The sequence below is a fragment of the Microbacterium sp. K35 genome, assembly GCF_004794375.1.
GTDB classification, from domain to species: domain Bacteria; phylum Actinomycetota; class Actinomycetes; order Actinomycetales; family Microbacteriaceae; genus Microbacterium; species Microbacterium sufflavum.
Map to the genome: position 1 here is coordinate 1 of NZ_SSDM01000123.1, position 8262 is coordinate 8262.

The following is an 8262-nucleotide window of genomic DNA, read 5'->3' on the forward strand; positions in this document are numbered from 1 at the left end:
CGCGGCCGCACGGTCGGCGACGGGTACCGCGCCCGCGGCGGGAGCGGTCGAGCTGAAGGTGCCGGGGTGGTCGCGCTCGGCGGCCTCGAACGCGGCCAGATCGGGGTCGACCGGCGGGTCCTGGCGCTCCGGGTTCGCGTCGGCGGGCGTGCGCTCCGCCTCGGCCTCCGCGTCGGAGCCGGGAACGTCCGCTCGGGCTGCGGCGGCAGCATCGAGACCGGCGTTCGCGCTGCCGACGACGTCGTCGACGTCGCGCGGCTTCTCGGGCTGACGAGCCTCGGGATCACTCATGGGGGTGCGCCTCTCATCGATGTGTGCTCTGCGAGGGTACCGCCGCCCGTCCTGGCGCTCACGGAGGCGTGCCGACGTGTCGCCGGGTCGGTGCCTGCGGAAGGGGGGAACCGCGGATCAGGGCAGGGCGGAACGCAGAGCGTCGCCGAAGAACTGCGCGAGCACCGGCATCATCGGCAACGACAGCCAGAGCAGGCCGCCGATGATCACGGTGCAGATCACCCCGGCCACCCAGCTCATCCCGATGCTGCGACCACCCACCCGTGCCATGTCGCCAGGGTACGTCGCGCCCCGTCGACCGCCGGGGTGCAACGCCGAGGTGACGGGCGACCGGACGGCTCAGCCCTTCGTGGCACCGGCGGTGAGGCCGCCCACGATGTACTTCTGCAGGAACAGGAACAGGATCATCACCGGGATCGCGGCCATGACCGCACCGGCGCTGAAGGCCGACCAGTCCGCGTAGCGCGGGTTCGCGACGAGCTTGGTGAGCCCGACCACGAGTGTCTGCTGATCGACGTCGACGAGCATGACGCTCGCGATGACGTACTCGTTGACCGTGCCGATGAATGACAGCAGCCCGACCACGGCCAGGATGGGCGCGACGAGGCGCAGGATGATCGTGAAGAAGATGCGTGCGTGACCCGCACCGTCGATGCGCGCCGCCTCGTCGATCTCCTTGGGGATCGTGTTGAAGAAGCCGTACATCAGATACGTGTTCACCCCGAGCGCTCCGCCGAGGTAGACCAGGATCAGCCCGGTATGGGTGTTCAACCCGATCGCCGGGAACCAGTCGCCGATGGTCGACATGAGCAGGAAGATCGCGACGACCGCGAGCAGCTGCGGGAACATCTGCACCACCACAATCGTGACGAGACCGACGCGGCGCCCGGCAAAACGCATGCGCGAGAAGGCATACGCGGCGCAGGCGCCGATGAACACGGTCACTGCGCCGGTGACCACCGCGATGAGCAGGGTGTTCAGGAACCAGGTGCCGTAGGGGTTCTGGGGGTCGCTCAGAATGCGTACGTAGCTGTCGATGCCGATGGCGGAGAACAGCTGGTTCGAACCGGTCAGCGTGCCCTTCGGGTTCAGCGAGGCCGAGACCACGTAGAGCAGTGGGAAGAGCGCGAACGCGCTCACGACGATCGCGACGAGGTGCCGCCAGCCAGTGTCGGCGAACCAGGCGCGGAACGAGCGGCGGCGCGGAGCCGGACGGGCGGCGGTGGGGCTGGTCGTGCTCATGTCAGTTCAGCTCCTCGAGGGCCTTGGTCTTGCGGAAGCTGATGATCGAGATCGTCGCGACGACGATGAAGATCAGGATCGTGAACGCCGAGGCGAGTCCGTAGTCGCGGGTCTGTCCGGTGAAGGCGACCTTGTAGACCATCGAGATGAGGATGTCGGTGTGGCCGACCGGGATCGACACGTCGCTGAACCGGGGACCCCCCTTGGTCAGCATGTAGATCAGGTTGAAGTTGTTGAAGTTGAACGCGAACGACGAGATCAGCAGCGGGGCCACCGTCACCAGCAGCAGGGGGAGCTTGATGCGCCGGAAGATCTGCCAGGCGTTCGCCCCGTCCATGACGGCCGCCTCGTTCACGTCCTCCGGGATGCCCTGCAGCGCGCCCATGCACACCAGGAACATGTACGGGAAACCGAGCCACAGGTTCACCAGGAGCACCGACACCTTCGCCAGCACGGGATCGGTGAGCCACGGGATCGCGGCACCGCCGAACAGCACCTGGTTGATGAAGCCGAAACTCTCGTTCATCATGCCGGCCCACACCAGCGCCGAGAGGAACGCGGGGAACGCGTACGGCAGGATCAGGATGATGCGGTAGCCGTTGCGGAACCGCATCCGCGTGTTGTTGAACACGAGCGCCAGTAGCAGCCCGAGGAAGAACGTGGAGGCCACCGAGACCAGGGCGAAGACGAACGTCCACACGGTGACCGAGATGAGCGGACCCCGGATCGAGGAGTCCGTCACCGCGCGTACGAAGTTGTCGAAGCCGACCGTCGTCTGCCAGCCGGGAAGGAGCTGATCGCCGTTCTCGGCGGTGAACGCACCCTCCCCCGTGTCGCGGTACACGGTGCCCGTGTCCGTGTCGGTGATGGTGTCGGCCGTCGCGTCGTACGCGAGCGTCGAGACGTACAGGTAGCCCTTCTGCCCGTCCGGCGCGCGGAGGCTCCCGTCGTTCGGGTCGTCGCTGAACGGCACCGAGAGCTGCTCCAGCTGGTCGGACAGCGTGAACACCGTCGCGAGCGGAAGGGTGGTCCACCCGTCGACCGCGACCGCCTGCCCGCCCTGGAAGTCGGCGTCGACCTCGTGCAGCGGCTCGTCGGCCGTGCCGAGCAGCGCATCGCCCGTCTCGGGGTCGGTCACCAGGAAGCCGTAGGTGCCGAACTGCTCGACCACGGTCACGGGGTAGGTCGGTGAGTCCTCGACGCGCTCCTGCGCGGAGGCGAGGAGCGAGGAGATCGCCTGCTCCTTGGTGCCGTTGTGGCCGGTGCCGTAGTTCGTGAACCCGATGTACCCGGTGTAGAGCAGCGTGAACACCTGGAAGAGGACGAGGAAGATGATGCCGGGGGTCAGGTATTTCGCCGGGACGCACCGGCGCGAGAAGTAGATGTAGTTGACGAGGATCGTCACCAGGACGACGATCGCGAGGATCAGCCACTCCCGGTGCGCGAAGAGCACGAAGGCCGCATAGACCGCGATCGCGTCGACGATGGCCAGTAGCAGGATCTTCAGCAGCATCCAGCCGATCGGTCGGGACGCCGCTTCGGCGATGGCGGCGGCTTGGCGCTGTCGTTTGGTCGGAGGCGCGATGCGCTCGTCGGTGTCTGTCATGTCGTCCTCGTCATGATCCTGCCGGAGCGGGCGGTGCGGCCCGCTCCGGCAGGGTCTGTGCCGTTGCGGCGGTTACTTGATCGCGGCGGTCACGTCGTCGACGAGCTTCTGCCACGTCGCCTTCGGGTCCGCACCGTTGATGATGGCGGCCTCGGCCACACCCCAGTACTGCCACACCGCACCCATCGCGGGGATGGCCGGCATCGGGACGGCGTCGGCACCCACGGCCTGGAATCCGGCGATGATCGGGTCGGACGCCGCGGAGTCGGCCGCAGCGGTGAGGGCGGGCAGCACGTTGCCCGCCTTGAACAGCTCGAGCTGCACGTCCTCGGTGCCGATGTAGTTGACGAGGAAGTCGTTCGCCGCGACCTTGTTCTTCGACTCGGCGCTCACGAAGAAGCCCTTCACGCCCGCGAACGGGGAGGCGGTCTGGCCGGTGGGGCTCGGGATCGGGTCGATCGCGACGTTGATGCCGGCGTCGGTGGCTGCGCCGACGTTCCACGGCCCGGTCAGCCAGAACGCGGCCGTGCCGTCGAGGAACTGCTGCTTGGCGATCTCGCCGTCCACATCGGTGTTGAGCGTGCCGGCCGCACCCTGCGCGCCCAGCCAGTCGGCGAAGGCGAAGCCCCCCTCGCTGCCGAGCTGCAGGTCGCTCGGGTCGTAGCTGCCGCTGTCGTCGGTGCCGAAGACGGGGGCACCGAACGCGGTCTGGAACGGGTACAGGTGGTAGGGGTTGCCCTCGGTGCCCTGCTCGACGACGAACTTCCCCTTCGAGACCATGTCATCGAAGCTGGTGGCCGGCTGGGGCACGAGGTCGGCGTTGCGCAGGACGGCGATGTTCTCGACCGCGTACGGCAGCATGTAGACCGTTCCGTCGTAGGTCGCAGCCTGGAGGGCCACCGGGAGGTAGTCCTCGGAGCTGTCACCGAGCTCGATCGGGGCGACGACGCCATTGGTCGACAGCTCGCCGAGCCAGTCGTGGGCGCCCATCACGATGTCAGGGCCCTTGCCCGTCGGCACCTGCTGGATGAAGTCGTCCTTCATGTCGTCGACGGACTTGCCGACCAGCTCGACCTTGACGCCGGTCTTGTCCTGATAGGCGTCGGCCGCACCCTGGAGGGCGTCGACACGCTCGGCGTCCACCCAGACCGTGAGCGAGCCGCTGTCGTCGCCGCCGGAGGAGGATCCGCCGCTGGTCCCCGCGGAGCAGCCGGCGAGCGTCAGAGTCGAAACGATGGCGATCGCGCCCGCGGCGAGCACGCCCCTCTTGTTCACCTTCATTGGTGTGTGCCTCTCTCAATGCTGTTCAACCTGCAAGGACTGCAAGCGCTTACAGTATGCATCGATCAGGAGCGGGATCGCAATCGAGAGCAGCGTCGATATCAACCTGTGATGGGGCACGCGGGGCGGCACCCGACTGAAAACGCTTCCACGCCTGTCGTCACGAGGGCTGCTCGATACACTGCCTGTATGGCTGACAGTTCCTTTGACATCGTCTCGAAAGTGGATCATCAGGAGGCCGAGAACGCCCTGAACCAGGCACGGAAAGAGGTCGAGCAGCGCTACGACTTCAAGGGCACCGGGGCATCCATCGCGTGGAGCGGGGAGCAGGTCCTCATCACGGCGAGCTCGGAGGAGCGCGCGAAGGCCGTGCTCGACGTGTTCCAGTCGAAGCTCATCAAGCGGGGCATCTCCCTGAAGAGCCTGGACTCGGGCGAGCCGTTCGCGAGCGGCAAGGAGTTCCGCATCGTCTCGAGCCTCAAGGACGGGATCTCGTCGGAGAACGCGAAGAAGATCGGCAAGATCATCCGCGACGAGGGGCCCAAGGGCGTGAAGAGCCAGATCCAGGGCGACGAGCTGCGCGTGCAGTCGAAGAGCCGCGACGACCTCCAGGCCGTGATCGCTCTCCTGAAGGGCTCCGACCTCGACATCGACCTGCAGTTCGTCAACTACCGCTAGGTCGCGCGGCACAGAGGGGATCCGGCGTCGCCGGGTCCCCTTTCGCGTGCGCTCCGACTTTCCCCGGTCAACGCATATCGAGATATCGGTGTGCTTGACCAAGACTGGAAGCGGCCCCGATCCGTCGGAGCCATGGACGCCCTCGTTGCACGCCGCCCGCGCGGAACGAGGTGCCCGGGATTCGCAGGCGCTCTCGTGGGGACGAGGGTGCAGGCACCGCGGGCTCGCGTCACCGGATCCGAAGTGCCCGCACCACGGTGAAGGAAGAATGAACAGCTCACCGGCCCGCTGCCCGCCCCCACGAACATCGGATCCGCAGGTGAGAAAGATCGGCACGGAGTCGCCGGCCCCACCGCCACACGGGCGGGGCCGCGGAACCGTGACAAGAAGTGAAACTGGGGGCTGGTCCATGGGGCACGTCGAGACGAAGACCATTGGAGAAAGCAAGCAACTCCTCGCCGACGAGGTCTTCCACCACATCGGAAGACTCATCGTCGAGGGCGAACTGGGGGAGGGCGAGCGCATCCGCGACGTCGACGTGGCCGATGAGCTCCACGTCTCCCGGACCCCGGTCCGAGAGGCGCTGCAGCGACTCGAGAGACTCGGGCTCGTGACGATGTACCCGAGTCGGTACACCGAGGTGACCGCGGTGACCGCGGCCGTCGTGACGCAGTCGCTCGAGTTCGCCGGGTACCAGGCGGGCATCGCCGCCCGGATGGCCGTGCCACGGCTCAGCCCGGCGGAGCGCCAGCGGGTCGTCCGCCTGATGGAAGAGGTGCGCCGCACGCTGCGCGACGGGGCATCGACCTCGAGTGCGCGGTGGGCCGTGTTCGCGTATCTCGCGGAGCACAGCGGCAACCACCAGCACCGCATGCTGATCACCGACGTCGACGTCGCCCTCGCCCGCAACCTGCGCGCGTGGGTGGTCCCTCGCGGAGACCGTGAGCGCATGCGACAGGTGTACGACGACTTCGAGATCGCCGTCACGCGGGGCAACGGGGACGAGGCGGAACGCCTGGCCCGTGCGATGTACTACGTCTGAGCGGCCCTCCAGCCGACCACCCAGCGGTCCAGGCGTCGATACGCGTCCTCACGGGCCGCGTGTCGCGACAGGAACACGTCGTGCAGCGCTCCGTCGATACGCTCGACGGTCACCGTCGAGCCCAGCCGGAGCGCTGCACGGGCGATGTCATCGACCACGAGCACCGAATCCGCCGACGTGAGGTCGTCCGACCATCGCGTCGGCGGGACGAAACGCGCCGACAGCAGCACGCACACCGGTGCCTCGATCGACAGCCCTGCCGCCACCGTCCGATGGCCCGACAGGATCGCGTTCAACCAGCCGGCGTACACGGCCATGGTCTGCACCGGACGCCAGGCGAGGTTCACGTCCATCGGGTCGTCGGGGTCAGCCACCTCCTGCTGGGCCCTGGTGTAGTAGCCGAGGTCGACCTGGGGTGCCGCGTCCAGCGGCCGGATCCGCGCCTGGAACTCGACCATCGGCGCGATCGCCGCGCGGACGGGGGCGAACTGGAACTCCAACCACGGACTGTTCAGGATGAGGGCGTCCGCGGTGTGCGGGTGCCGGGACGCCCACAGGCTCAACGTGAGCCCGCCGGTCGAGTGACCGAGGAGGACCAGCCGCCGTGCGGACTCCTCTCCCCCCTCACCTCGGCCCATCGCCGTCAGTGCGGCGGCGATGTCCTCGTCATAGGTCGCCAGATCGCTGATGTACCCCGGGGTCTGGCCCTCGCGCAGACTGCGTCCGTACTTGCGCAGGTCCAGCGCGAAGAAGCGCGCCCCGCGAGCCGTCCAGAAGCGCGCCAGCCGCTTCTGGAAGAAGTAGTCCGACCAGCCGTGGATGTAGAGCACGTCCACGCCCTCGAGCAGGCGCCGACGGCCCCTGGCCCGATCCCACCAGCCGGACGGCGCCGGCAGCGCACGCACCAGTGTGGCGACCACGGGTCCCTGGTCATCGACGCCGAGGTCGAGCGTCAGCTGTTCGAACTCCTCGCCCAGCACATCCGGGATCCACTCGGCCATGCGTCTCCCCCCGTCGCCGCCAGGCTAGCCCACGGGACTACTGACCGCCCGGGCGACCGACACCGAAGTTCTCCACGATGGTCGACGCGAGCGGCGCGAGGTCGCTGATGCCCGATCCCTGGAAGGTGATCAGCCGCAGCCAATCCGTCCCGACGCGGACGTCGAGCACCGTGCGGCCCTGCTCGTCCACACCCGTGAGCGCGGCATCCGCGCCCGCGACCTCCACCGGCTTCTCGCCCTCGATCTGCTCGAACGCCCACGCCCCTCCGGGCAGTGTCGTCAGCATCAGGTAGCCCTGCGCGCTGTATTCGTCGTCGCCTGAAGCGTAGTAGCAGATGCGGGAACCGTTGACCGTCTGGTACACCTCGGCCGGGATGGACCACCCGCCGAAGCCGTCGATCACGTGCACCTCGGTGCCGAGCTGCTCACCGAACTCGACGTCGGTGAGGAACCGCGAGCACTCCACGCCCGCGATCGCGCTCTCCGGCACCACGACCTCACGCAGCGACGCCGCGGCGGCCGCGCCGATGCGACGCAGTCCCTCCTTGATCGCCGGCGCATCGTCCGGGCCGAGCGCCGGATCGACGACCGCCCCGGACACCAGCACCTCGCCCTCCACGACCTGGAAGAAGCAGTACCCGCCGACCTCGCAGCGCGCCTCCTCACCCGCGTAGCCACCGCGCGACTCCGCGCCCTCGATCAGGGCCGTCGCGCCCGGTGCGACCGAGACCTCCCAGTTGCGCTCGCTCGTACCGGACGAGCACGCGATGCCGCCCGCCCGCTGGAACATGTGCTGTGCGGGTCCCGGATACCAGCTCGGCGCCGACCACACCCCCAGCACCTCCGCGACCTCGCCGGCCGGTTCACCGGTGGCGGCGGTCATCTCGGCGGCCACGTCGGTGCAGCTCACATCGAACGCCGGCGTCGGGGCGACGATCGGATCCGTCGTCGGCGTGGGCGATGCCGAGGCCGACGGCGTCGACGTCTCGGTGGGCTCAGGCTCCGGCGCGCATCCGGAGAGCAGCAGCACGGTCACGGCCGCAAGGGCCAGGAGGGGGCGGTGTCGCATGCCCTCAGCCTAGGGCGGAGTGCGCCTCCGGCCCGGGCGCGCTGCGGCGATC

The 8262-nt window shown here is 68.3% G+C and carries 8 protein-coding genes and 1 pseudogene; 2 read left to right on the forward strand and 7 right to left on the reverse strand.

The window, feature by feature from the left end; translation table 11 throughout:
• The 5 genes and pseudogenes from DW299_RS03745 to DW299_RS03760 form a co-directional block, all read right to left on the reverse strand.
• A pseudogene (locus DW299_RS03745) lies at nt 1-291 on the reverse strand (hypothetical protein); the annotation flags it as partial.
• A 117-nt stretch (nt 292-408) separates the two neighbouring features.
• A complete protein-coding gene (locus tag DW299_RS18875; protein WP_168387200.1) occupies nt 409-561 on the reverse strand; it encodes a hypothetical protein in 153 nt (50 codons plus the stop codon).
• Between the two features lie 69 nt (nt 562-630).
• Nucleotides 631-1533 (reverse strand): sugar ABC transporter permease, encoded by a 903-nt coding sequence (locus DW299_RS03750; RefSeq protein ID WP_136028866.1) that lies wholly within the window; start codon nt 1531-1533, stop codon nt 631-633.
• Nucleotide 1534: 1 nt separating this feature from the next.
• Nucleotides 1535-3139: an ABC transporter permease subunit gene (locus DW299_RS03755; protein ID WP_136035746.1), complete on the reverse strand. Its 1605-nt coding sequence runs from the start codon at nt 3137-3139 to the stop codon at nt 1535-1537.
• A 72-nt stretch (nt 3140-3211) separates the two neighbouring features.
• Nucleotides 3212-4420 (reverse strand): sugar ABC transporter substrate-binding protein, encoded by a 1209-nt coding sequence (locus DW299_RS03760; RefSeq protein ID WP_136028863.1) that lies wholly within the window; start codon nt 4418-4420, stop codon nt 3212-3214.
• A gap of 189 nt (nt 4421-4609) precedes the next feature.
• On the opposite strand from DW299_RS03760, the gene DW299_RS03765 reads away from it, so the two are divergent.
• Complete coding sequence (locus tag DW299_RS03765; protein WP_136035747.1) at nt 4610-5098, forward strand: YajQ family cyclic di-GMP-binding protein; 489 nt, start codon at nt 4610-4612, stop codon at nt 5096-5098.
• Between the two features lie 409 nt (nt 5099-5507).
• A complete protein-coding gene (locus DW299_RS03770; protein ID WP_136028859.1) occupies nt 5508-6140 on the forward strand; it encodes a GntR family transcriptional regulator in 633 nt (210 codons plus the stop codon).
• Here the strand turns inward: DW299_RS03770 and DW299_RS03775 are convergent.
• Entirely contained in the window at nt 6131-7141 is a 1011-nt protein-coding gene (locus tag DW299_RS03775) for an alpha/beta hydrolase (RefSeq protein ID WP_136035749.1), read from the reverse strand. The two genes, DW299_RS03770 and DW299_RS03775, sit on opposite strands and share 10 nt — an antisense overlap.
• Before the next feature lie 37 nt (nt 7142-7178).
• Nucleotides 7179-8210, reverse strand: coding sequence for a hypothetical protein (locus tag DW299_RS03780; RefSeq protein ID WP_136035751.1), 1032 nt, complete (start codon nt 8208-8210; stop codon nt 7179-7181).
• Nucleotides 8211-8262 lie beyond the last annotated feature (52 nt).

Bases quoted from the DNA above. Each gene is read 5' to 3' on its own strand.
- DW299_RS18875 (WP_168387200.1), bottom strand. From the start codon at position 561: ATGGCACGGGTGGGTGGTCGCAGCATCGGGATGAGCTGGGTGGCCGGG.
- DW299_RS03750 (WP_136028866.1), bottom strand. From the start codon at position 1,533: ATGAGCACGACCAGCCCCACCGCCGCCCGTCCGGCTCCGCGCCGCCGC.
- DW299_RS03755 (WP_136035746.1), bottom strand. From the start codon at position 3,139: ATGACAGACACCGACGAGCGCATCGCGCCTCCGACCAAACGACAGCGC.
- DW299_RS03760 (WP_136028863.1), bottom strand. From the start codon at position 4,420: ATGAAGGTGAACAAGAGGGGCGTGCTCGCCGCGGGCGCGATCGCCATC.
- DW299_RS03765 (WP_136035747.1), top strand. From the start codon at position 4,610: ATGGCTGACAGTTCCTTTGACATCGTCTCGAAAGTGGATCATCAGGAG.
- DW299_RS03770 (WP_136028859.1), top strand. From the start codon at position 5,508: ATGGGGCACGTCGAGACGAAGACCATTGGAGAAAGCAAGCAACTCCTC.
- DW299_RS03775 (WP_136035749.1), bottom strand. From the start codon at position 7,141: ATGGCCGAGTGGATCCCGGATGTGCTGGGCGAGGAGTTCGAACAGCTG.
- DW299_RS03780 (WP_136035751.1), bottom strand. From the start codon at position 8,210: ATGCGACACCGCCCCCTCCTGGCCCTTGCGGCCGTGACCGTGCTGCTG.